Raw genomic sequence first — 25021 nt, forward strand, 5'->3', positions numbered from 1 at the left:
AATCTACTGAATATGCTTTCATTGGTGTATTTTTTAATCTATTCTTATTGTACCTCATAACACCCGGAAGTGCTGTATTACCCAAAATCAGGACACGGCGCCGTGCCGTTTCCCGAAAATTAATCGCGCTGTGGTTAAATTTGTATTAATTAATCCCTCTCCTGTGCCAATACAAACGCCCCTTTACTTTTTGATAGCAAATTGTCATAACTTTGATTTTAGTCAACAGCTTTTTTAACTATTAAGCGCAACCGCTAATGATAATTATTAATAAGCTTATGATACAAATTTATAATTTAATGGTAGGAGTGAAGCGGGCAATGCCCACCCTACAAATAGAGTCCTCGATCGCCCAAATCTAAAATCTATGAGTGCCCAAAATCCCTTGTCAGTCACTTTCGCCGATGTGGAGGAGGCGGCAAAGCGCTTGCAGGGCAAAGCTTTCAAGACGCCGGTGCTGACTTCGGAAACTTTCAACAAACGGACAAATTCTCAGGTATTTTTCAAGTGCGAGAACTTTCAGCGCACGGGTTCGTTTAAATTTCGGGGTGCTTGCAATGCTTTGATGCAGCTATCTGAAGCCGAAAAACAACGGGGAGTGCTGACTTTTTCTTCGGGAAATCACGCGCAGGCGATCGCCCTTGCGGCACGGTTGCTAGAAATTCCTGCTACTGTTGTCATGCCGGCAGATGCGCCCAAAGTCAAGCAAGAGGCGACTCGCGGCTATGGCGCAGAGATTATTTTGTACGATCGCACTCAAGTTTCCCGCGAAGAGTTAGCCGCTAAAATTGGCGCAGAAAGGCACTTGACAATTATTCCTCCTTACGATCATGCGTGGGTGATTGCGGGACAAGGTACGGCGGCGCTGGAATTAATCGCCGAAGTTGGGGAGTTGGATTTGCTGTTAGTTTGTTGCGGTGGCGGGGGTTTGCTGTCGGGATGCGCGATCGCGGCAAAAACTTTGTCTCCGCAGTGTAAAGTAATAGGAGTAGAACCCGAGCAAGCAGACGATGCGGCGCGATCGTTCCGCACGAAAACGCTGCAAACTGTTACTAACCCGGATACGATTGCTGATGGTGCGCGCACGCCATCTTTGGGGAAATTAACCTTTCCTTTGGTTCTGCATTATGTTGATGATATGGCAACAGTTTCCGAAGAGGCAATTCGCAGCACAATGTTTTTTATGTGGGAACGCATGAAGATAGTTGTTGAACCGACAGGAGTGTTAGCGGCGGCGGCTTTGTTGTCAGGTGTGGTGCAGGCTGAAAATGCGAGGATTGGCGTGATTGTTAGCGGCGGAAATGTAGATTTTAATCATTTACTCAACACCAAAGGATCGTGAGATGCTGCCATTAATCTTTGATACCTGCGTGCCTAGAGATGAGATTTTATCGGGAGACTTGTCTCTAGATTTATTTGCTGCAAAATTGCGGCTGGTAGTCGAAGGAACTGCACCTCAAGTTTATCAAGATGCCAATAAATTCTTTGCCAATACCTTCGCAACTGATGGTATTAAAACCCTAATCCGGGAAGTTTTCAGCCGCTTGATGAAGCAAAGCGCCGGGGCGGGGGTGGTTCGTTTGGAAACGAGTTTTGGGGGCGGCAAAACTCACGATGAAATTGCACTCTGGCATATCTGCAAGCAAGGGCGAGAAATTCACGGATTGGAACGCTTTACAGATATTAGCGTTATTCCCGATCGCCCGATCGCCGTTGCAGCGATCGACGGTCGAGATTTAGACCCAGAACAAGGAGTTTATCACTCGGACAGCGGCTTGACAACCTACACTCTGTGGGGCGAAATTGCTTACCAAATTGGCGGGATTTCTGGCTATCAGTTACTGCAAGGCAGCGATAAAAGCGGTGTCAGCCCCGGTACTTCGGTGTTAGAACGGTTGACGGGGGGACAGCCGACTGTGATTATTTTAGATGAAATTGCGCGGTATTTGCGCTCGGCAAAAGCGAAACAAATTGGCAGAAGCGATTTAGCCAAACAAGTGGTAGCTTTTCTATTTTCGCTGATGGATTTGGCGGCAGCCTGCGATAATTTAGTATTGGTTTATTCCCTCGCCTCGACAGCAGATACTTTTGCTGAAGAAACCGCAGAATTGCAAGAAACGATGCGCGCTTCTGCAAGACAAGAAAGGGTGTTGAGTCCTTCTACAGATATCGAAATTTACAACATCGTCAAACAGCGCGTGTTTGCCAGAGTTAGCGAGGAAGCGGCGCAAAAAGCGGCATCGGAATATTTGGCGGCTTATCGCAATTGCCGCGTTAATTTGCCCGATGGGTGCAAAGATGCGTCATACTCAAAAGCGATCGCCCAAAGTTATCCGTTTCACCCGGAATTGTTCAATCTTCTTACTAAAAAAATTGCTTCTATTCCCGAATTCCAGAAGACGCGGGGCGCTTTGCGATTGTTCGCGCAAGTGGTGCGGCATTTGTGGGAAAATCGCGACGGTTGGATGCCGATGATTCACACGCATCACATTCCTATAGGGATGGATGGCGAAATTACTAACGATCTGACTTCTCGGTTGCAACGATCGCCCCTGCGGAATGCGATCGGCGCTGATATCTACAATCCCGATGGTAGGCCGGCTTACGCACAATTGCAAGATGGGGAATGGATAGCAGCGGGAAAACCGCCGTTTTCTACTTGGGTAGCCCGATCGATCTTTTTGCATTCTCTGACTCAGGGAAATTCTTCGGGTATTCGGCTGGCTGAGTTGAATTTGTCGCTGCTGACTCCGGGGGTTGACAGCGGTTTTGTCGATCGCGCTTTAGAAAGATTGACGAAGGTAGCTTGGTATTTAGACTCCGATCCGATCACATCTTTAGCCAGGTTTAAAGAAGAACCTTCGATCAACAAAATTATCACCGAGGAGAAGGAACAAGTTGGGAGGGGATGCGCGAAAGATGATTTGCGAACTCGCCGGGATAGCATTTTTGCCAAGAAATTCTTTACCTTAGTTTCTAATATCGAAAGTCCCGGAGATGTAGACGACAACCCGGATGATGTGGCGTTGTGCGCGATCGACTTTGACGATGCGACGGTGAATGCTTCTACCGACGCAGCCCCGGAATTAATCGAGAGAATTTTTAACAATAGCGGCGAATCGGGGAAGTTTCGCACCTACCGGAATCGGTTGTTATTTTTGGTGGCAAATCGGCTAGAATTAGAAACGGCGATCGACAATGCCAGAGAATATAAAGCTATTCAAAATATTCTCAAAAGTCAGAATAGGCTGGCAGATTTATCGGGAAGCCAGCAGAAGCAATTGAAGGAACGGGAAGGCGCAAAAGATATAGCTGTGAGAGTATCTTTGACTAATGCTTACCGCCATTTATTTTATCCTTCAAATGACCAAGTAAAAGCACCGAAAGGATTGATGCACTATACTCTTACCGCGCAGGATGCGAGTATGGTGAAAGGCAAAAACAACCAGCAAGATGTGATTCTTAAAGCCCTTAAAGATTGCGGCAAGATTCGCGCGGAAGAAGCTAAACCTTTCGCCCCGGCTTTTATCCTGCAAAAAGTGTGGCCTGCGGGGTTGGATAGTTGGACGACGAAGGCGCTGCGCGATGCTTTTGCTAAGGATTTGAGTTTGAATATTCTCCTCGATGCGGAAGTTTCGATGCTGCGGGAGACGATTCGCGAAGGATTGAAAATGGGCAATTGGGATATGAAGGTGGGCGATCGACTATTTATCAAAACTGATGATAGCGTGTTGACACTGCCGGAGACGATCGAATTTAGCGATCGCGCCTCCCTATACAAGCGCGGCATTCTCGAACCTCCAGCGCCCAAAGAACTGGAACTCAGCGCTCAATTGATGCCCAGTGCAGAAGCGGCAAAACCCGTGCGGGTGAGGTGGAAAGCGAAAGGAGCATTGACGGTTAGTTTGTATCAAGATAATACTTTAGTGCCGGGAAATTTCTTCCCTTCCGATGAGTATGACGCCACCATTGTTAATAACACTATGTTTCGTGTGGTGGCCGATTACGGTAACGGTGAGACAGCAGAAAAAACAACCAATGTCAATCTAAATCCTCAAGTTCCTACCGTGGGAGAGATCACAAATCCTCCTTATGTTGTGGAAACGCTACCGGGGACTTTGTGGGAGGCGAAACCGACGGTTATCGAAATTGACGGCACGATAAGTGCGGTATTTACGGGATTGGGCGATCGCATTAGCGACTACAAAGTGCAAGGCATCGAAGTGCTAGAATTGTCTGTGGATCAAGTAATGGATTATCGTAAATTGGGAACGGCAATTGCCCTATTACAGCGGTGGCAACCGCAAATCGACCAAACCGCAACCATTCAAACCGGCGACCAATTTGTGCGGTTGGAATATCAAGGGGCGTTGCGGGGATTTCAGAGCTTTTTCTCGACTATCAACAGTTTGTTGAACAGTCCCGACGCGCAAGCAGAGGTTAGTTTGAAAATTACCTTAGAATTCAAGCCAGCTTTGCCAGCAAATGCTTCGGATATTAATAGTATAAAACAAACGCTCGATCGCAATCCAGTAGAGCGTTTAAATTTAACGGCAAGAGTAGTATATTGAAACAGTTCGTATTTATCTGAGTCTAGATCCCCCTAAATCCCCCTTAAGAAGGGGGACTTTGAGAAGACTCTTGTCCCCCCCTTCTTAAGGGGGGCTAGGGGGGATCTAAGTTTAATTCTATTACCAACAATCTGTAACTACCTTTGAACTTAAGTTGACATCAATAAGCAGTGGCACGCCCCTAAAAACCGGAAATATGCTATAATTTAGATTATTTTATGCAAGAATTTCAATTACGAGTTTTACCGATAGATAATAACAACTTCGCCTTGGAACTCTACCAATGTGCTTACAAGAAAGCAGGAGAGAAAAAACGTCCTGCTGCTAAAAAATTGGGGCGACTCAAAGGAAATGCTCTGGTTTTAGCCAGACAAACAATTTATGCAACTCTCAAAGCGAATAATTACGACCCTAGAACTTTATCTCAGCAGCGACAAACTCCTTATATATTATCAGAAGAATCGGGGGTGAGTTTGGCGATTTTATTTCAATCGCTGCAACCGCTATCGAAAACCGAACGAATTGCGAATATTGCCGAGGGAATTATGGCGATGAGTAATGAAGAGGCACATTATTGGTTTGGTAAAATTGCCAATGGCAATCGTTCAAATGCTTTGAAAGCTTTGCGAATTTTATTGGGAGATTAATCTGATGAAAGTTGCTAATTTGTCTAATGAAACTTTAGCTAAGATTAAAACAGTGCGGTGGGATCGAATTATTGAGAAGCACGAAGGGCCCGCAAGATGGGAGTCGGAGTTTAGATACCGCGAACCAGAATTTATCGAGATTGAGGGGCGGTGGGTGTTATTGCCCGTTGAAGCATCTCGTCACCAAAATATCACGATTTTGCGGACAATTTGGAGTGCGGATGGCAACTCGCTGACTCTGTTTCTTAAGGATACAACTTTTGATGATGATATGTTTGTATCGGGATATATGGCTGTGTGCGATCGCCCAAAAGGAGAAGAGTTTTTCTTAGCAGTATTGTACCACGAATGGTTTATCATTGAAAAAGCAGAGGTATTTGAAGATTAATCTATAAATTTTGGGGATAATACCAATGCACATTGCAGTTTGGAATTAATCCTTTTAGGGGCTGGCTAGCAGCCACAACCCGGAGATCCCCCTAGCCCCCCTTAATAAGGGGGGGACAAGATTTCAAGTCAAAGTCCCCCTTATTAAGGGGGATTTAGGGGGATCGAAGATGGTGGTACTTCACAAATAACAAATAACCAACAACCAACCAATCATGCGCCCTCACCTCTTCATCGAGAAAATCATGCCCGTAAATCTGCTCAACGAGCAGGTTTATTACGAACACGGCGGCAATCCATTTAAAGGATTGCATCGCTGGTATTCGCGCAAACCTTTATCGTTTTCTCGCGCTTCGGTGTTGGGGTCGATTTTACCCGCAGATATCTCTTTAGAAGAGTTTGAATATTTGCTGGGATTGGAACCGGGGAAGGAAATTAAACTCTACAAAACTCCCCCGTCTTCGGTGCGAATTAAAAAGGTTCATGACTATTGTGAGAAAGTGTGGGGGAATCGCACGCCGACGATTTTAGATGCGTTTGCGGGTGGGGGAAGCATTCCGTTTGAGGCGGCGCGGTACGGGTTGAATGTGTTGGCGTCGGATCTCAATTCGGTGGCGGTGGTGACGATGAAGGCGGCGATGGAATATCCGCTGAAATTTGGCCCGGATTTGCAGGAGGATATTGATAAATGGGTGAAATGGGTGGGGGATGAAGCCGAGAAAAGATTAGCAGAGTTTTTCCCATCTTTACCGGGGGAAACTGTGCAGAATTATTTGTGGGCTCATACGGTGGTTTGTCCGAGTTGTCAGTCGGTTGTGCCGTTGAGTCCGAATTGGTGGTTGAGTAAAACAAGTAATTATGCAGGAAAGGGAGAAATCCGAAAAGTTACAAGTGATTGGTATGCGGTGAAACCCCTTCCTAACTTGGCACAGAAGCGGGTTGATTTTGAGTTAGTGAAGGGGAAGAAAGGCAAGGAATCGACGATTAAAACGGATGCGGGTGAGTACGATCCGAGTGTTCATAACACGATTAGCAGAGGTGTGGGGAAATGTCCGAATTGCGATACTGTAATTGAAGATGAAATTATAAAGAATCAAGTTAACTCAGGACTTTTAGAACATCAGTTGTATGCAGTCGCTTATAAAAAAGGTAAAGGAAGTTTAGAATTTAGAATTCCCGAAAAAATTGATTTGCAAGCATGGGATTTAAGCAAACAATATTTAACAAATAACTCCGATGAGTTGCAAATAAAAAATTTAATACCTCTCGAATATATTATCAACGATCACGGTCAAATCCTTAACTATTGTCAGCAATGGTTTCAACTCTTTAATCCTCGTCAGTTGCTAACACTTGTTACTTATATAGAAATTATTAACGAAGCTAAGACGCTGCTACAGGCTGATTACGAATCCGAGAAAGTAGAGGCGATTATTACTTATTTAGCTTTAGTATTAGATAGATGTGTTGATGTAAATTGTAAATTAGCTCATGTCAATACAATGGGGCCTAAAATTGAAGGAGCGTCTGGTCAACACGCATTAAATTTAATTTGGAATTATCCAGAAGTTAATGGAAGTATTCGGCTATGGCATTGGTGTGCTGAAAAAGTTTTATCGGATTATCCTAACCTTTGTGCTTTGTTCGGCACAAAACCCAACTCAATCGGTCTCCCAGGAATCGAACAATACGACCCAAAAAGCATCCAAATCGATTCCGCATCCGCCGATAGCCTTTACCACATTCCCGACAAATCGGTCGATGCCATTGTCACCGACCCGCCTTATTATGGAACCGTTCCTTATGCAGATTTAGCCGACTTTTTTTATGTCTTCCAAAAACGAACTTTAGGCGATATTTTTCCCGAACTATTTGTTAATGAAATTTGCGAGAGAGATAGAGAAGCGGTAGCCAACCCGTCGCGCTTCCGCAACATGGGTACATCCCCCGACGAACTCGCTAAACAAGATTACGAAGCAAAAATGGCCCTAGCTTTTAGCGAATATTACCGAGTTTTGCGCGATGACGGCGTGATGACAGTCCAATTCAACCACAAAGAATCCGGCGCGTGGGACGTGCTCACAAAATCCCTCATCGATGCCGGTTTCGAGATTACCGCATCCTGGGCCGTCAGTACCGAAAACCCGCAAAACTTGCACCAAGCGCATAAAAACTCGGTTTCTAGTACAGTGCTCCTCGTCTGTCGCAAACGTGATCCTAACGCCGCCCAAGCTTGGTGGGATGATTTGCGCCCGGAAGTCGCCAATCTCGTCGAACAACGCGCCCCAGAATTTGAAGCCAACAAAATCAAAGGAATCAACCTTTATTTAAGCGCCTTTGGCCCGGCTTTAAATGTGTTCAGCCGTTCCTATCCCATCCTCGACAGCAGCGGCGAAGAAGTGCGCCCGGAAGTTGCTTTTGCTGAAGCCAGAAAAGCCATAGCAAACTATCGCTTCCGCAAACTTGCACAAACCGATACCGCCGGATTTGACGCCCTGACTCAATGGTATTTCCTCGCCTGGGATGCCTTTGGCGCTGTCGAGTTCCCCTTCGATGAAGCGCGACAACTCGCCCTCGCCGTCGGCGGTTTCAACGTCGTTGATTTAGCAAAAGTCTACAAATTAATTGACTCCACTAGCGGCACTTGCAAATTTTTGACACCGAAACAGCGGCTGAAAAAAGGAGCTTTTTCGGTCAATCCGCAAGATTTTACGATTACCTATTTAGTCGATGGATTGCACGCGATTATCGGTTTGTATCAGGAGGACGGAGATATTCAAATCGTCCGCGAGTTTATGAAAAAAACGGCTTTGACTGATAACGATAATTTCATGCGGGCGATAGAAGTGGCGCTGAAAGTGATTCCGCGTATTGGGGATGAGAAGAAACGCATCCCGGAGGAGAAGGCTTTGTTAGATTTGTGGTTGGCGATGGATGAGATTAAGGCCAAGGTTGTTTATCAACAGATGGAAATTCAGTTTGAGGGACAGTTGAGTTTAGATTTGAATGTAGGTGGTTGAAAGAATGAGAGAAGAGATCCCCCCTAGCCCCCCTTAAGAAGGGGGGGACAAGAGTTTAATTCAAAGTCCCCCTTCTTAAGGGGGATTTAGGGGGATCGAGGATGGTGGGACATAACCAATAACCCATAAGAAATTACTAATAACAATTACTCAGGAGGATTAATCCGATGACTCAAACAAATCAAAAATTGTCCGATCGAATCGATGCTGGTGTTAAAAAGGCGATCGCACAGGCGATCGAGAAACACCGCCGACTCGGACAATCAATTAGTATTTGGCAAGATGGAAAAGTGGTGACACTTTCTGCTGATGAGATTCCACCTTTGCCTAAGTCGTGATTAAAATAAGTTTGTAGTTGCCCACGCTATGATCCGGCCGGCGCTGAAGCGCAACTACGAACCTTAAAGAATAAATAATAACATGAATTTAACAGATTATCCCTGGCGGATTAGTTATTCTAGCAACGAAAATAACCCGATCGCCGATTTCTACATTCCCGCGCTAGAATGTGCCCTACAGTACGATCGCAAATCCGGCTTTTTCAACAGCGCCATCCTCAGTAAAGTAGCGCAGGGATTGGGCGCCATGCTGCACAATCAAGGGCGGATGCGGTTAATCATGGGCTGTCAATTCAGCCCGCAAGACTTGCAAGCTATCCAACAAGGTTACGCCCTCCGAGATGCAGTTACCATCCGCCTCGATACCGATTTACAGCCGCCCAAAACCTTCGCCCAACTCAAACATTTTGAAATCCTCAGTTGGCTGATTCAAAACAGTTATCTCGATATTAAAATCGCCGTCCCCCTCAAATCTAACGGGTTACCAATAGATTCTGAAAGTTTACTCGATCGCCAGCATATTTTTCACGAAAAAGTCGGCATTTTCACCGACTGTAACGGCGCACAATTAGCCTTTAGCGGTTCCAATAACGAATCTCTCAGCGGTTGGGAAAGCAACGTTGAATCTTTCCACGTTTATTGTGCTTGGGAAGGCGGCCGAGATGCAGAACGAGTTTCTGAAGAGATTTTTCGGTTTGAACAGTTATGGAACAATTTATCGCCGAATGTGCGCGTTTTTGAAGTGCCGGAAGCGGTGAAAAATAAGCTGTTAAACTACGCGCCCAGCAGTAAACCTGTGTGGAATCGGGAGTCAGAATTCAGGAGGGAAGGAGTCAGGAGTCAGGAGTCAGGAGGGAAGGAGTCAGAATTCAGGAGTCAGGAGTTAGGAGGAGTTATTGGGAATGCTGAACTATCTCAAGATTCTGCTAAATTTGAACCGCTTCTCAACTTGTACGCTTCACCAACTTGTCTCGATTATTGTTTAAAATCAATTCCGATCGCACCTTGGCCGCATCAGATTAAGATATTGCGTAGAGTGGCGGCAAATTTTCCGAAAAGTTTCTTAATTGCGGATGAAGTCGGATTGGGAAAAACCATCGAAACTGGGTTAATTCTGCGTTACTTACTCGTCAGCCAAAAAGTTAAGCGCGTGTTAATTTTAGCACCAGCCAGCATTCAGCCGCAATGGCACGAAGAATTACGCGAAAAATTTAATCTGCACTTTTGGAGTTATAGCAAAGGTGAATTAAAAAATGCGTATGGGGAGAGGAGCCTGTCAGGGGAAGAGAATATTTGGAATTCCCAAAATCTAATTTTAGCATCATCTCATTTAGTCCGTCGGAGCGATCGCACAAAACAGCTTTTAGACGCGCAACCGTGGGATTTGGTGATTCTGGATGAAGCGCATCACGCCCGCCGCCAAAGCCCGCAAAACCGCAAGGAAACTCCGAATCGGTTGTTACAGTTAATGCAGCAATTGAAAGAAAAAAGCCGATCGCTGTTATTATTATCCGCCACGCCGATGCAGATTGATGCGATCGAAGTTTTCGATTTATTGGACCTTCTCGGACTGCGAGGACATTGGTCTTATGGTGAGTATTTCTGCAATTATTTTAGCACGCTGTCCGACAAACCCGATCGCCAAACCTTGAATTTTTGGCAACTGATGTCTGTGGATTACTTCCAGCAAGGGGGTTCGCCCTGTGCTCGGTTGCAGCAATATCTCCAAAAGAGCGATCGGCTACTATATTATAAGTTGCGCGATGTCTGGGAAAAAAACCAGCGAGTCAACCCAAAACAAGTTGCTGAAGACACGGATTTTATCGCCGCTTCCCGCCAATATTTGACAGTTAATACTCCCCTCAAAGATTTGATGTTCCGCCACACCCGCGACACCTTGCGCCAATACTATCAGCGGGGATTGTTGGATCGCGATATTCCCCACCGCGCAGTCACAGACAATGCGATTACTTTAGAAAATAACCGAGAAGTGCCGCTTTATCTCGCCGTCAGCAATTACGTGCGCCACTTTTACAATCTAGCGCAAAAAGACAACCGCAAAGCGTTAGGTTTTTTGATGACTCTTTACCGCAAACGCCTGACAAGTTCGTTTTATGCCATCCGCGAATCCTTACAGCGCCGCCTCGATGGAATTAGCATTACTGAGGATGATTTTCAGGATTTAGATGAGGCGGATGATGTGATTTTGGAAGGAATGGAATCTTATTTTGAACCAGCCGATCCTGAAGAAATTAAATATTTAGAAGATTTACTTTATAAGTTCGAGAATACAGGCGAAGATAGCAAGCTTTCGCATTTTATCACAATTTTGCGTCAAGAACTAATCCAGCGCGAAAGTGCGATCGTCTTCACGCAGTACACCGACACAATGGATTATATCCGCAGCGCTTTACAACAATTATATGGTGCTCAGATTGCTTGCTATTCCGGGCGCGGCGGAGAATTGTATCAAAATGGTCAATGGCGAATTTTTCCGAAAGAACAAATCAAAACCAAATTCCGAGAAGGAATCATCAAAATTTTACTTTGTACCGAATCCGCATCAGAAGGGCTAAATTTGCAAACTTGCGGCGTTTTAATTAACTACGATATGCCTTGGAATCCCATGCGAGTCGAACAACGTATCGGCAGACTCGATCGCATCGGGCAGATTTATGATACCGTCAGAATACACAATTTTTACTATGACGGAACAGTTGAGGCGAAGGTTTACAAGAAATTGCGCGATCGCATCGATGCTTTTCAAACCGTAGTCGGCAATTTGCAACCGATTCTGGCAACAGTTCCCACTTTTATCGAACAGGCTGTCATGAGTGCAGATCCCGAAGAAGAGGGCGTTTTGTTGGGAGAGTTCGATCGAATTTTAGACGCGCCGCCTCGCGGCCCTGCCCTCGATGAAATGGTAGAGATGGATGTAGAATCAGACTTGCAAGAAATCCGTCAACCTCTGCCGCCGACTTCTCTGTTTCCTGAAACAATCGAAAATTTGTTTGTCAATTCTTTGATTTTAAAGCAGATGGGGGCTATCTTTGATCGCTCGGAAAATCGCACTTGGCATCTTAACTATAAAAGTCGCGATTATGCTGTAACATTTTACCCGGATATCTTTGACGAAAATGCTTCACTGCAATTGATGAGTTTTGGCAATCCGTTGTTTGAAGAAATGCTCAATGCGATCGCCCTTGTGCCAAACAGTCCTTAATCGAACACTAATCGAACACTCTGGGGCGGACTGTTTAGCTTGTTTCACGAGTTTACGTTATTTTGAGCTGTACTAGAGTTTGGTGCTCAACTAGGGCACTTTTAGGACTAAACTACTTTTTATGACGATCGTCCTTTTTCTTTAATTTGCACAATGTCTTCAGAAACAAACTCAGCGGCTCAATCTACAACTGGTGCAGATGCGATCGATGTTGCGATCGCCTCGGGAATCGACTTTGACGGTACTCCGATTCCGCAAGCAAAATTAGACCTCTACAAGCAAGTGATGGGATTAGAAGCCGGCAGACAGCGCAGTGGCGTGTCAAATACAATGCGATCGCGCATTGTCCGAATCGGTGTCAAACATCTGCCTCAAAACGAGCTCGATAAAATGCTAGTTGCTGCTGACTTCGCACCACTGAAAGATAAAGAAGTTGCGTTTTATTACGGTGGAAAGTAAAAATTATCTACGCTTCTAGATAGATGAACAGTCATCCCCGGATCGGTGAAACTTGGAACAAATCCTAGCAGAAGGTCAGTTTATGAGCACTAACGGAAATAGCGTCATCAGCAACCTCGAGTATGATTTGTTAACAGTTTTGCAAAACAAGTCTGAAGCTTTGAAAGCCTACGATACTTACATGAAAGATGCTCAGGAAACCGGTTCTCAGCCTTGTGCTGAACTGTTTCAAAAATTGCAGCAAGCTGACATGGAGCACGCGCAGGAAATTCGGCAGCACCTTCAACAGGTAATGCAGCACGGCAAGATGTAAAGCTGGTGCAACTCGCTCTGCAAGTTATGAGTGATGAGTTAAGTAGCAGCTATGAGTTAAAGAGTTTTGGATGCACGACTCATCTTCAATTCCTTAAACTCTCTCTACCGAGCGCTCAAAACATCAATTTGCCCGCTCAACCAATGTCGCTTACAACTCTTAATTCATAACTAGCAACTGGTGACACCACTTCTTGAAACTTCAGCTACGGGTAGGGACTTAGGCTTTGCTTAAGTCCTTACCTATCTAGTTGTACAGGTTATAAAATCTCCGGTTTCAAAGCTCGTTCCATCAAGGATAAAACGGCGTGTTCGGCAGTAATTTCACCATTTAATAAGCGATAAACTTGACGAGAAACAGGCACTTCAATGCCGCGTTGATTAGCCAAATCAATCAACACATTAGTAGTATTGACTCCCTCAGCCGTGCTCTGCAATTCGTGCAAAATTTGCTCTAAAGATTTGCCTTCAGCCAATCCGAAACCAACCCGATAATTGCGCGATAAAGGACTGTTGCAAGTAGCGAGCAAATCTCCCAAACCAGACAAACCGTAAAAAGTTTCTGCGCGAGCTCCCAAACGAACTCCCACCCGAATCATTTCCGGCAAAGCGCGAGTCAGCAAAGCAGATTTAGCATTAGTTCCTAATTGTAAACCGTCGCAAACACCAGCGGCGATCGCGAATACATTTTTCAAAGTTCCACCTAACTCAGTTCCCAGCGGGTCTTCATTCACATAAACCCGAAAAATATCGGAACTGTAAATATTTTGCACTTGCTTGGCCGCCGCTAAATCCAAACTCGCTGCAACCGTAGCGGCCGGCAAGCCCTGCTGAATTTCTTCCGAAAGATTTGGGCCGGAAAGTACCACTATTGAATTGTTAGGAAACGCATTTTGCCAAATTTGAGATGGAGTGCGCGTAGTGGCGGGGTCTAAACCTTTGGTGACAGTAACTATAATTGTACTGGGGCTTAACTGTAAAGCCAAAAGTCGATCGACAGTTGCTCCCACCCCTTTCATGGAAACTGCGGAAACAACAACATCCGCACCTGTTATAACTGATTCTAGATTAACAGAACTGCTGCGCGACCACAAATTAACTTGATCGCCTTTTTTGTCTCCCAGATTTGCCAGTGCCGAACCCCAAGCACCTCCGCCTAATATTGTCAAGCTTGGCATAGAATTTAGTTTTATGAATTTAACCGCAGATTAACACAGATAAATCACAGATAAATCATAGCAATCAATCTGCGTTAATCCGCGTGCATCTGCGGTTAAAAAATCATCAGCCTACAAATGCGGACGCAATCCATAATGACGGTAACGCCAATAATCTCGTAAAATGCGATCGTGATCGAAACACAATTCACGAGGAATCTGCCAAGGTTCAAAAAATTGTAAATTTTTAGCATCGTCGGCGGCTTGAGGTTCGCCCGTTGCAGAAGCCAAGAATACAATACTAATAGTGTGTTTGCGGGCGTCGCGATTGGGATCAGAATAAACGTAAAATTGCTCGATTAATTCTACATTCAAGCTCGTTTCTTCTAAAGCTTCGCGTTTTGCCGCCGTTTCTACCGATTCCCCGTAATCAACAAAGCCGCCGGGAATTGCCCAGCCGTAGGGAATATTGCGGCGTTCGATGAGTATGATCGGGCGATGGGGGCGATCGGCTAATTCGATGATAATATCAACAGTAGGAGCGGGATTTCTATAAGTCATATGCGAAGGAAGAAGGAAGGCACGACACGGATTTTGACACGGATACACGGATTAATTTCAACTGGTTCGGAGTTCCTTCTTCCTGCTGAATCATGCTAAACCGCGAATCAGTACGCGCTGCTTTTGCAAAACCTCTGCATAAAGCTTTTCCAACTCAGTAATATTCTGACTGAGAGTGTATCGCTCCATCGCCCGTTGGCGTGCTTTTTGACCAAGCAGGGCTCCGAACTCAGGATGGTCACAAAACAGCGGCAGCAAGGTTTGCAATTGACTCCGCACCCGCTGAGTGTTCAAAACAATCCCCGCGCCTTCCTCCAAGGCCTCGCCGTCAGCACCGGCATCGGTTGCCAAACAAGCTAAACCGCAGGCCATCGCTTCCAGCAGTGACAGGGACAGTCCCTCCACCAAAGAAGGCAAAATAAATACGTCTGCACCCCGGAGAATTTCGATCCGGCGTTCCTCCTCGGCGACAAATCCGAGCCACACAATGCCCTCCTCTTCGCCGTAAGACAGTTGCAGCGAGGCGGCTAGGGGCCCGTCGCCTACGATCGCCAACACGTTCCCCCGGCCAAAATTGCACTGTTTCCATGCCTTGAGCAGCGCCTCGACATTTTTCTCCGGGGCAATGCGGCCTTGGTAAACAAAAATTCGATCGGCTTTTAATCGCGACTTCAACCCCGAAGGCCCGGGCGAATACTTCACCGCGTCTACTCCGTTGGGAATCACGGCTACCCGTTCTTCCGGCACTCCCAAGCGCACCAAAATATCTCGCTGAATGTAAGAAAATACGATCGTCGAGTCGTAGTTAGCCAGAAACGGAGCGTAAAGTTGATACATCAGGTGTTGGGTTCCCGATGTCAAATTCCGCAATTTGCGATCGAACGGCGGGTGAAAAGTCGCCACCAGAGGCAAATTCAATTCTTGACAAATTTCCGGCAACAGAAAGTCTAGAGGCGAAAGCGTCAGGGAAGCGTGAACAACATCGGGTTTCAGCCGCCGCAGAGATTTCATCAGCACTGTGCGGGACTTGAGAGTGGGAATCGTATAAATTTGCGATTTGTAGTGACAGGGCAAAGAGACTTCGTTGCAACTAGCGGGCGAAAGCGAATTGGTATATGAGGTTTGAGCAATTCCCTTTCCCCATGAACCATTTGCCATGTTCCACCCCGTAGTGTTCCTGTCCAGTGGGCCCGCTTCTTGGGCAAAGTGCAGGAAACTGACCTGGTATCCCCGGTCTAGTAGTGCGTTGGTGACTTCCCTGGAGTAAGTGACGTTACCGCAAAAAGGTGATTTTTTTCCTAGCCAAGCGATGTGCATTCGAGTAAATCAAGGTTTGTTATTTTTTAGCTTCGATCGACTTTGCTATTACTGCTACGGGAAATATACCAGGTTAAGACACCGCCAGCGATCGCTAATCCTGCTAAAGCCAAAAATACTGTCGGTAAACCCAGAAATGTTTCGGCTACCCCGGCCAAAGCCAAGGGTAAACTCAAAGCGATATTAGTGGCATTGTTTTGCAGCCCGAAGACTTTTCCCCGCATTTCTTCTGGGGTTTCTGCTTGAATTGTTGTCTGCATCGGCACTCCCACCAATGAGGCAAATAAACCCAACAGGGTAATGAACAGCACCGAGAGCCACAAATGGTGTGTAAATGCAGAAAGGCCCATCAGAGCAACTGCCATGCCGATCGATCCGATTAAACTCAGTTGGGTGTGAGAAAATTTGTGGCCGAGATAGCCGACTGTCGCCGCCCCACCAGCCATGCCGACGCCCACCGCAGCCAGCAAAAAGCCAAATTGCGACGCTTTCATACCGGGGAGGATTTCTGCCAGCCGCACCGCTAGAACTGCCAAGGCTGCAAAAATGGAAAAGAGAATAATTAGTTGAATTAAAGCATTGCGGACTTTCGGTTGATCGTTGATGTAACGCAGGCCGTCTTTCAAATCTGCTAAGGGGTGTGGCGGTTCGTGTTCGGCATCGTTTTTTTCGCCTGTTTTCATCGACAGCAATAGCACTCCAGCGAAGGCGTAACTTCCGCCTACTACTAATTCTTTGCCGATGCCGAGTCCGCCGCCGATGTTGGAAAATAGGGTGTCGGCTAAAGCGAGTAAGGGTTCTCCGACTGCAAAGCCAATAATCACCGAACCCATCATGGTTGTGGTGTAGAGGGAGTTTGCCGATAGCAGGTGGCGGCGTTCCACAATTAGGGGAATCACTGACTGTTCTGCTGGGGCGAAAAATTGAGTTAGGGTCGAAACGAGGAATGTTACTAGCAGCAGCAAGCAGAATCCGAGCGGCAGTTGGCCGAGTTCCCACCCGTCAGAGAGCCACAGCAGTACGGGCAATGTTAAAACAAAGCCTCCCCGCAGCAGGTTTGTGGCTACGAGCACTGCTTTTTTCGACCAGCGATCGACATACACGCCTGCTGCCGCCCCGAACAGCACTGCGGGAATGGTAAAGGCGATCATGATTGCTGATACCCACCTGCTGATGGTTTGATCTGGCGCTTGAAAGCGGCTGGCTACGAGGGCGATCGTCAGTACGAGATAAACTTTATCTGCTAGTTGGGAAAAAACTTGCCCACTCCACAAAGCTAGAAAATTTCGGTTTTTCAGAACTGGCAGAAATCCAGTTTCTTTTTCGGGAGTTTCGGCTACTGCTTCGGAGAGTTCTGCTGCTGCGCCTGCTGTTGCCAGCGGTGGGATTGCTTCGGGTTCTTGGCTTTTGCCGTTGCTTGACTCTGTTTCGGGAGTTGTGGGATATTTATCCATTTCTGGGTCTTGGACGTTGCTCCATTGTCGATCGGCCAAGGCGGGTTCAGAGCGAAAATCGGGAAAATTTTCTCGTTCTTCCATTTTGTGATGGGTCACAGCTAAAACAGATATTGTCAAATCAGAATCGGACAGTCGCATCATAGGATTTGGGGTGGCTTGCCTGGGATGGTGGAGGTTGGGGGGATGGAAATTTCAAATTGAGGGGTTAACCCCTAAGTTTATTAATAATCTCGTAACTTTATCTCTATCTATTATCTGATGTCGCAACAACCTTGAGAATTTACCTGAAATGGCCGGCAGGTTCGGGTATCCCGCAGGCTGGGGGTGCGATGTACCATCACCCGTTCGCTTATTTAACTAAACACTCAAAATTTAAAACTCAAAACTCTCTAAGTAGGTATCGATCGAGCTTCCCGATCTAATCGTGCAACCTAAATGATACTGGGCATATTGTCGCAAAATATTTTCTACTGATACCCAAGTTGTTCGATCGGCAATCCCCTCTCCTAGTTCTGGACTAGCCAACTCTTGCAGCGCTGCTAATTCCTTAGCATTTATATGGAAATTTGTCAAGTGTTTGCTGCCATTCGTTTGCCGGGAACGGGAGGCGGATCTGGACAAGCTACCGGTTTCTAAAGAGAGTTCTGCCTCTAGGTTAGCTAGCTCGGACAAGCTGAAGGTTCCCCCAGAGGGTATACTAAACCCGGTTTGCCAGTTCGGATCGGTGAAATTTGGGATGAGCGGGTGTCTGGTGGCGCAGCAAACTTGGACTTGGGGTGCGAGGCCGGCTAAGGCTAGCAGGTGAAAAATGCCGTGGGTGAGGTGGGCGACAAGCACGGCGGCGGATTGGATTTCTGTGCGATCGGACAAACGCTCCAAACGGCTCAAATGTTCGCCCAGCAACCAAAAGAGTTCTTCTTGGGGCTCGTCGGAAAGGGCGCTGGCGATCGCCAATTCGGCCAGATATTGCGCGGCTGCGAGTTTCCCGAGATTGCGGCTCAAACCCGGATGGGATTCTACGGTGTTGGCTTGGGTAATTTTGTCGAGCGATCGGCCTTGGGCAATTAGCAATTCGTTGACAACAAATAATTCGCTTCTACCGCCAATGGTCGATCTGTGTTTGCGAACACCCGGTGCTACGGCTCGAATTAAGCCGAATTCCCGCGTCAAAATTGTCAGCACTCGATCGGATTCGCCGATGGGCGCACTCTTGAGATTGATTCCAGTTGCTTTGTAAGTTCGAGTCACTCGATTTTAGATTTTAGATTTTAGATTTTAGATTTACTACATTACTTCCGACAGTTTCATTGTCCTCGTTGGTAGATAGACCTGGAAGAGTCATTCTGCCGTTGGCAATCAAAAACTGTCCGAAGTATTGTTATTAGACAGTAGCAAAAACAGTCCAATAGGCAGAACTTTTAGTTGTAGGGTGCGTAAGGGCGAACCAATTCCCAATGAGCCATTACCAATTAGCCATTGCTAATCACTAATGACTAATGACTTTTATCTAGATTATCGCGCTGGCGGATTAATTCCGGACCACGAGAAGTCCCCAAACGAGTTGCCCCAGCTACTACCAAATCTAGAGCTTGTTCATGAGTACGAATTCCGCCGGCGGCTTTAATCCCAATCCGTCCCTTCGTAACTTCCTTCAGCAGTCGCACATCGTCAACTTTGGCCGGGCCAAAAAAGCCTGTGTTGGTTTTGATGTAGGCGGCGCCGGCTTCCATACAAATCTCAGCCGCTAATTGTTTTTCGGCATCGGAAAGGAGCGAACTTTCGATAATTGCTTTAATGGTGAGATTAGTTTCTTCGCAAATTTGGGCTAATTCCCGGTGAAATTCGTCGATTCTTCCAGCTTTCAACAATCCTAAGTTAACGGAGACATCTAACTCTACGGCTCCATTATCTGCAGCTTCTAGAGCTTCGTAAACTTTCACCGTTGAAGTCGAAGCACCGGTGGGAAAACCTATAACTGTACAGACTTTGGGACGTTTGCCGTGCAGCAGCTCAACTGCTTGTCGGACGTAGGCGGGATACACGCAAACTGTGACAAAGCCAAATCTCTCTGCTTGTTGGCAACAGTGTTCTACTTGCTCTGGCGTAGCGGTGGGGTCGATCAGGCCGTAGTCGATCAAGGGGGCAATATCGATGTCTGCCTGGTTTGCAGCCATTGCTGTTTTTTCTCCGAAGTAATTACTTCCTTATTATGTAGCGAATTTACCAAATCTTCGACCGAAAGCAGCCCGGGTACAACCCCCCGCATTCCTCCGTGAGGTCGCTTTCTCCAATTCTCCACTTCTTGAATCTAAAATCTAAAATCGATCGACTTTACTCGGGATGTTAGCAAGTATAAATACTCAATTTGCTGCTCGTAAAAACTCTTGTGGGGATTGGTTGACTAATTTATGTCAAAAAAATATTTTGGTATCTCCCTTTAGATATATTTTTGATCTTTCTTTAGGTATACTTTGTTAAAAGAGTTGCGGTAGAGCCTGCGTCAGCTACGCTAGGGCAGAGCCTGGTAGCGGCTACTGTTTTTACTTTTAGTAGTGCTTTAAAAAAATAAAAGCCAGTGCCAAGCATGAATCATTTAGAACTCGAACAAGAAATTGGGAAGATGGCTAGAGCGATGATGACTCGCAATAGCTTAATTGGTAAGGATTTGATTGCGGATCTCAGAGGGCGGCTGTCTGTTGACAGTGTAGCTGCTTTGATGATTGTCAGTATTGAGCGTTTGATTTGGTATGACTGCGAGTCCGTACTCTGGAGTTTGAGTTATTTGATTCCTGCTGACGTGATGGAAGAAATTCGCCGGATTACTGCGTTGGTTGTTTGCCAGCGGTTGATGGGCAAGGGTTTTGTGCTGGGCAAAGATTTTAGTATTGACGCAACAGGCCAGTTGCTGTTGAGTGAGAATGCTAAAACAGCGGTTGTGGTTGCTTGAATAGGGCAAGCATAAGTTCGATCGCACTGTGAGATTTGCAGTTAGACTTGGCGCGCCCTAGGACTCTTTGTGTAACTGCAAACCTAATTCGGGATGCGGTGGTTAGATTTGCGCGATTCACGTAGAGTTAACATTCGCAGCAGCTCTAAAAAAAGATGAGTGCGGTTAGATAAAAGAGCATTTTACCAGAGGAAAATAGTTAGTTTCGACCGCAAATTGTTGAGGTTGTTACAGGTAGTGTGTACGGGCGATCGCCCTGTATCAAAAGTTTCCGATTTTTAGTGGAATTACAGTTTTACTCCCAGTAGGATTTCAGCTAGAATCATCCTTAAGATAGATACGAAATATTATGAACTTAATTCAAAACTTGGAAGCGGCTTGGTATTACCATCTGGGTTCGCGCCACCTCGAAGCTAACGATGATCATGGTGCTCTGGCGAACTTTAACAGAGCTTTGAAGTTGCAATCAGATCATTATAAGGCTTGGTTCGGCCGAGGTATGGCTCTGGGGAAATTAGAACGGCACTTAGAGGCGCTGAAGAGTTTTGATGAGGCCTTGGCGGTGGAGCCGAATGCGAGCTTTGGCTGGCACAACCGGGCTATTGCTTTAGGAAAGTTGGGCCGCTGGTTGGAGGCTCTCAACAGTTTTGACCGGGCTCTGGAATTCAGTCCGTGCGCGGCGAGTATTTGGCACAACCGGGGACTGACGCTGATCGATATGGGGCTGTACGAGAAGGCGGTTCTGAGTTTCGATCGCTCTTTAACTTTGCACCCGGACGCTGCTTGGGCGTGGTACAACCGAGGTAATGCCTTGTTGGAACTCAAGCTTTACTATCAGGCGCTCAACAGTTTTGAACGGGCGATCGAGTTTAAGCCTGACGACGCAAAGGCTTGGTACAATCGCGGTATAGCTGCGAACTATATGGGACTTTACAAACAAGCAGTGGCTAGTTTTAGCCGCTCGATCGCTCTACAACCGGGTAGAGCCGATGCTGTGGGCGAACGGAGAGTTGCTTTGGAGAAATTAATAGGTTTAAATCAGAGAAATGTCAAGTTTACTCCCACATCTGAGCGTCCCTTTGAAGATTATTTGATTTGGTACAACCGGGGTGTGGAATTGGCGCGAAAACGCTCCTACTCTGAGGCGATTGCTTGCTACGAAACAGTCTTAGAAATAAATCCTGATTTTGCTAACGCTTTTTACAATAAAGCTTGCTGTTATGCGCTACTGGGATTTGCTGATTTGGCCCTTGACAATTTGCAGCGGGCTGTTGAGTTTATCCCTAGTTTATACCGAGAGCTAGCTTTAGCTGACTCGGATTTAAGCTGCATTTGGAAACAAGAACGTTTTGAAGCGCTGATCCAAGGTTGATATTACGCAAAAAACAGCTCGCCCAATTGGCGAGCTGTTTTTTTGGGCGGCGCAAATTCGATCGCCCGACAGTATTTGTGCAATCTTTGCTATTGCACAGAAACTCGGATTGAGGACTTGACCGGCCTCTTGGCAACTACGATTACCCGGTAAGTTCCGGACTCGGGGAGTTGAGCAAAAGTTTGACCTTCGCCTTGATCCAGGAGTGCTCCCGACGGAGATTGGATCGCCAGATCTAGATTTTTGTTGCTAGATCTCGCCCTAATTGTCTGTCCCTGCTTGCCTTGAAGCGTGATGGGCTGGATTTGGTAGCCGGACATTTTGAGTTTGACTGTGGCTTGTGTTTCCTTGAATGCTATGGGAATTGCGCGATCGGGCCTATAAGTCCACTTGGCGTTAAAATCGCGTCCGAGTACGAAGCTGGTGGTTTCACCTTTCGGGGTAACTCGCACGCGGTAGATGCCGGACTCTGGCAACTGGCCCATCCACTGATTGTCTGTTTTTTCAATAACCCCCATATTTTCACCATTGGGACTGTACAGTTCGGCTGTCAGTTGTCCCGCCCACAGGGAGAGAGTGAGTTCTCGCCCTTTGACGCCTTCAAAAATATAGGTGGTGGGTTGGTTGATGGTTTCTCGGATTTCCGAGGTTGACATTCGCTCGATCGGTTCGAGGTTGGGAACTGATTCAGAGGTAACGGGTTTGTTAAGGGTTTCTCTAATTTCCGAGGCAGCCATCAGCTCGCTCGGCGCAATTTTGGGGGCTACTGGGCTGGCAAATACTGATTTTGCCGTCATCATGAGTAGCATTCCAGTCAGTAAAATTAGTTTTTTCATGTCGCACTTCCGAAGGGGGGTAAAGAGTTGTATATGGTTACTTGTGTTTGCCTGTTTTCACCGGATTATATCTGGCGATCGCACAGCGGCTACAGGAGCATCTAGGATACACGTAAATATCCCGTACTGGCACAAAACCTGCTGGTAGCAAATTGGCAGTGCGGGAGCTAAGTAGTAGCCTCAGTTTGTCGGGACATTTTAATGATACTCCTTACGCATAATATCATCACAGAATATTAGTAATTTTGTGGAGGAGAATTAAAGCTTTTTCCCAGGATCTTGCTAAAGAAATGCCCCCACCCAAAAAACGCGGTGTCTGGGATTCTGGCTGTACCCTGCTACTAGAAAACGGTAAGCACCCCCACGGGGTGAGAGCCCGTAGTGTTACTTCATTTTTGATGATCGTCTAATTATGTAGGGCGCTGCCAACCGCACATTACCATATTTGTAGCGCGTGCAACCCTTGCTTTCGTAAGTTTTGATACTGTATTTTTCTAGGGCAGATTTAGTCAGAAACTCTCATACAAACGAGTTTTTAACTGCCAAATTCGCCCTCACCTACGAGGTTAATTCGTATTACGAACCTGCCAGGATTTGCAGATAAGCTTGTACTGTTTTGGACAAGCCCATTTCTAGGGCTTCCGCAATTAAAGCATGACCGATCGATACTTCTAGTATATCAGGAATAGAGCAAAATTTAGCTAAGTTTTGCAAATTTAAATCATGTCCGGCATTCACTCCCAAACCTGCTGATTGAGCGGCTTTAGCTGCTAAGACATATTGTTGAAAAACAAATTCTACTCTACCTTCGCGAAAAGCAGTCGCGTAGGGTTCCGTGTACAATTCTACTCTATCTGCTCCAACTTCTTTTGCTAGCGGCATGAGAGCAGCATCTGCGTCCATAAACAAGCTGACTCTGATGCCGTGGTTTTTTAATTTTTCAATAATTGGTAAGAGCCGATCGCGATTTTCGGGAATATTCCAACCGCTATCCGATGTTAGCACGTCTGGAGCGTCAGGGACTAAGGTACACTGAGCCGGTTTTACGTCGCAAACTATATCCATAAATGGCGGCTGAAACGGATTTCCTTCTATGTTAAACTCAACCGTTAGCATTTTAGCTAATTCGTAAACATCGGCAGCTTTGATGTGCCTTTCGTCGGGGCGGGGATGGACTGTAACGCCATGAGCTCCGGCGGCAATTACTGTTTTTGCGGCTTCCGTAACGCTGGGGATACCGATGTTTCGAGAGTTTCTGAGGAGGGCGATTCTGTTGATGTTAACGCTGAGTTTAGTCATGGGATGTTACTCTTTAAGGTTGATGCTACTATGTTAATCGCTTTCGGTACGAAACCTTGAGCCTATTGCGTTCGTGTTGGGGTGTTATCAAAGTAAAAATTAGCTTCTGCAAGCGGTAAACTTTCTGCAAAAAAAGCTTCAGCTATTTGCTGTTTGGCTGCCAAATCTTCAAGGTTGGCAATGCAGAAAAGCGGTGCGATGCGATGGACTATTTGAGGCGGAAAATCTCGGGTGAAATATTTTAGTTCAAAGTCGTATCTGTGGGGACGGTAAATCATGCCCAACAGTTCGACTAAGGGTAGAAGCGTCCAATTGTGATAGTTGCCGATCGCATCTACTAAATGTTCGCGATAAATCTCTTTTTTAACCAGAGGTTGCAGCAAATCGAAACGGATTTTAATTTCGTTGAATCGGGTTTGCATTTGGGATAAATGATGGTTTTTATCCAAAAGATGGGGTACAGCTAGATTAGCTTTGTCAAAGGCGATCGGGACTTGTCCGTGCCTCTCTATTTCCAGAAAATCGTTGCGGCTGCTGCGCCGAAAAACGGCAAAATCAATTAGCAAAAACGGCGGGGTTTCTTTGAGCCGCCAGAAGCACTGCGATTGACCGTGCCAAGCGGGTTCGGGAACTCGATATTTGAGTTCGATTTCGGCAATTTCGGCGAGGGCTTTTTCAACAATCTCAAAGGTTTCTTCCACGCAGTTATCTTCAACCACAACGGCAATATCGAGGTCTGACCACTCGTCGGTGTATCCGTGGGCTGCTGAACCTCCTTGCCACAAAGCGAGAACAAAATCTAAAGGTTGTAAGGTAGAAACAATCTTTTCGAGAATGATTTGTCTCATGGAATCAAGCTATACTGTTTGTTTTCCCTGGCTTGCACAAGTTTAACAAACGATCGCGTGTTGAGATTGCTCCGCGACAGTTGTCCGAGGAGTTGCTAATGCTTCCGGTTGTGAACTGCTGCCAAAAATTACACGCTAAGCTGCAAGGGATAGTGGCAATCTTTGGGATAGTGCGATCGCCCGCGATTGAAAATCAGCCTTATATTGTCAGAATCAGAAACTTGCCCGCTGTCCGGTAACATGAGAAAGGATTAATTTTTAACAGCGCGG

At 46.3% G+C, this 25021-nt stretch carries 21 protein-coding genes; 12 read left to right on the plus strand and 9 right to left on the minus strand.

Annotation, left to right across the window (positions count from 1 at the left end):
• Positions 1-367 precede the first annotated feature (367 nt).
• The 9 genes from QUB33_RS03955 (at position 368) to QUB33_RS03995 (ending at position 12958) form a co-directional block, all read left to right on the plus strand.
• Positions 368-1342 carry a threo-3-hydroxy-L-aspartate ammonia-lyase gene (locus tag QUB33_RS03955; RefSeq protein ID WP_333347542.1) on the plus strand — a complete coding sequence of 325 codons (975 nt, stop codon included), beginning with the start codon at positions 368-370 and terminating at the stop codon, positions 1340-1342.
• A gap of 1 nt (position 1343) precedes the next feature.
• Positions 1344-4571 carry a DUF499 domain-containing protein gene (locus tag QUB33_RS03960; protein ID WP_333347545.1) on the plus strand — a complete coding sequence of 1076 codons (3228 nt, stop codon included), beginning with the start codon at positions 1344-1346 and terminating at the stop codon, positions 4569-4571.
• Positions 4572-4789: 218 nt separating this feature from the next.
• Complete coding sequence (locus QUB33_RS03965; protein ID WP_333347548.1) at positions 4790-5218, plus strand: DUF7680 family protein; 429 nt, start codon at positions 4790-4792, stop codon at positions 5216-5218.
• Positions 5219-5222: 4 nt separating this feature from the next.
• Positions 5223-5606, plus strand: a complete 384-nt coding sequence (locus tag QUB33_RS03970; RefSeq protein WP_333347551.1) for a hypothetical protein — start codon at positions 5223-5225, stop codon at positions 5604-5606.
• Positions 5607-5850: 244 nt separating this feature from the next.
• Positions 5851-8625 (plus strand): DUF1156 domain-containing protein, encoded by a 2775-nt coding sequence (locus tag QUB33_RS03975; RefSeq protein ID WP_333347553.1) that lies wholly within the window; start codon positions 5851-5853, stop codon positions 8623-8625.
• Between the two features lie 167 nt (positions 8626-8792).
• On the plus strand, positions 8793-8963 hold the full coding sequence (locus QUB33_RS03980; protein ID WP_333347555.1) for a hypothetical protein: 171 nt from the start codon (positions 8793-8795) through the stop codon (positions 8961-8963).
• Between the two features lie 82 nt (positions 8964-9045).
• Positions 9046-12186 (plus strand): SNF2-related protein, encoded by a 3141-nt coding sequence (locus tag QUB33_RS03985; RefSeq protein WP_333347559.1) that lies wholly within the window; start codon positions 9046-9048, stop codon positions 12184-12186.
• Positions 12187-12339: 153 nt separating this feature from the next.
• A complete protein-coding gene (locus QUB33_RS03990) occupies positions 12340-12645 on the plus strand; it encodes a small RNA NsiR4-regulated ssr1528 family protein (protein ID WP_006635311.1) in 306 nt (101 codons plus the stop codon).
• A gap of 52 nt (positions 12646-12697) precedes the next feature.
• Positions 12698-12958, plus strand: coding sequence for a hypothetical protein (locus tag QUB33_RS03995; protein WP_333142165.1), 261 nt, complete (start codon positions 12698-12700; stop codon positions 12956-12958).
• A 259-nt stretch (positions 12959-13217) separates the two neighbouring features.
• Here QUB33_RS03995 and QUB33_RS04000 read toward each other — a convergent pair whose 3' ends face one another.
• From QUB33_RS04000 to deoC, 6 genes are all read right to left on the minus strand, one after another.
• Positions 13218-14135, minus strand: a complete 918-nt coding sequence (locus QUB33_RS04000) for an NAD(P)H-dependent glycerol-3-phosphate dehydrogenase (RefSeq protein ID WP_333347564.1) — start codon at positions 14133-14135, stop codon at positions 13218-13220.
• 111 nt (positions 14136-14246) lie between these two features.
• Positions 14247-14675 (minus strand): NUDIX hydrolase, encoded by a 429-nt coding sequence (locus tag QUB33_RS04005; protein ID WP_333347566.1) that lies wholly within the window; start codon positions 14673-14675, stop codon positions 14247-14249.
• 90 nt (positions 14676-14765) lie between these two features.
• Positions 14766-15992: a glycosyltransferase family 4 protein gene (locus QUB33_RS04010; protein WP_333347569.1), complete on the minus strand. Its 1227-nt coding sequence runs from the start codon at positions 15990-15992 to the stop codon at positions 14766-14768.
• A gap of 26 nt (positions 15993-16018) precedes the next feature.
• Complete coding sequence (locus tag QUB33_RS04015; protein ID WP_333347572.1) at positions 16019-17590, minus strand: MFS transporter; 1572 nt, start codon at positions 17588-17590, stop codon at positions 16019-16021.
• A 231-nt stretch (positions 17591-17821) separates the two neighbouring features.
• Positions 17822-18697, minus strand: a complete 876-nt coding sequence (gene recO, locus QUB33_RS04020; RefSeq protein ID WP_333347575.1) for a DNA repair protein RecO — start codon at positions 18695-18697, stop codon at positions 17822-17824.
• Between the two features lie 245 nt (positions 18698-18942).
• Positions 18943-19623 carry a deoxyribose-phosphate aldolase gene (gene deoC / locus QUB33_RS04025; RefSeq protein ID WP_333035673.1) on the minus strand — a complete coding sequence of 227 codons (681 nt, stop codon included), beginning with the start codon at positions 19621-19623 and terminating at the stop codon, positions 18943-18945.
• 410 nt (positions 19624-20033) lie between these two features.
• On the opposite strand from deoC, the gene QUB33_RS04030 reads away from it, so the two are divergent.
• A complete protein-coding gene (locus tag QUB33_RS04030) occupies positions 20034-20396 on the plus strand; it encodes a hypothetical protein (protein ID WP_333347579.1) in 363 nt (120 codons plus the stop codon).
• 349 nt (positions 20397-20745) lie between these two features.
• Positions 20746-21768, plus strand: a complete 1023-nt coding sequence (locus QUB33_RS04035; protein ID WP_333347583.1) for a tetratricopeptide repeat protein — start codon at positions 20746-20748, stop codon at positions 21766-21768.
• Between the two features lie 89 nt (positions 21769-21857).
• Here the strand turns inward: QUB33_RS04035 and QUB33_RS04040 are convergent, their stop codons facing one another.
• From QUB33_RS04040 to QUB33_RS04050, 3 genes are all read right to left on the minus strand, one after another.
• Positions 21858-22604, minus strand: coding sequence for a hypothetical protein (locus tag QUB33_RS04040; protein WP_333347586.1), 747 nt, complete (start codon positions 22602-22604; stop codon positions 21858-21860).
• A gap of 576 nt (positions 22605-23180) precedes the next feature.
• A complete protein-coding gene (locus tag QUB33_RS04045) occupies positions 23181-23903 on the minus strand; it encodes a pyridoxine 5'-phosphate synthase (RefSeq protein ID WP_333289006.1) in 723 nt (240 codons plus the stop codon).
• 62 nt (positions 23904-23965) lie between these two features.
• Positions 23966-24751, minus strand: a complete 786-nt coding sequence (locus QUB33_RS04050) for a nucleotidyltransferase domain-containing protein (protein WP_333347589.1) — start codon at positions 24749-24751, stop codon at positions 23966-23968.
• 98 nt (positions 24752-24849) lie between these two features.
• Here QUB33_RS04050 and QUB33_RS04055 point away from each other — a divergent pair, with 98 nt between their 5' ends.
• Positions 24850-24990 carry a hypothetical protein gene (locus tag QUB33_RS04055; RefSeq protein WP_333347591.1) on the plus strand — a complete coding sequence of 47 codons (141 nt, stop codon included), beginning with the start codon at positions 24850-24852 and terminating at the stop codon, positions 24988-24990.
• The last annotated feature ends 31 nt before the right edge of the window (positions 24991-25021 follow it).

It is taken from the genome of Microcoleus sp. B3-A4, assembly GCF_036705385.1.
Taxonomy (GTDB): Bacteria; Cyanobacteriota; Cyanobacteriia; order Cyanobacteriales; family Microcoleaceae; genus Microcoleus.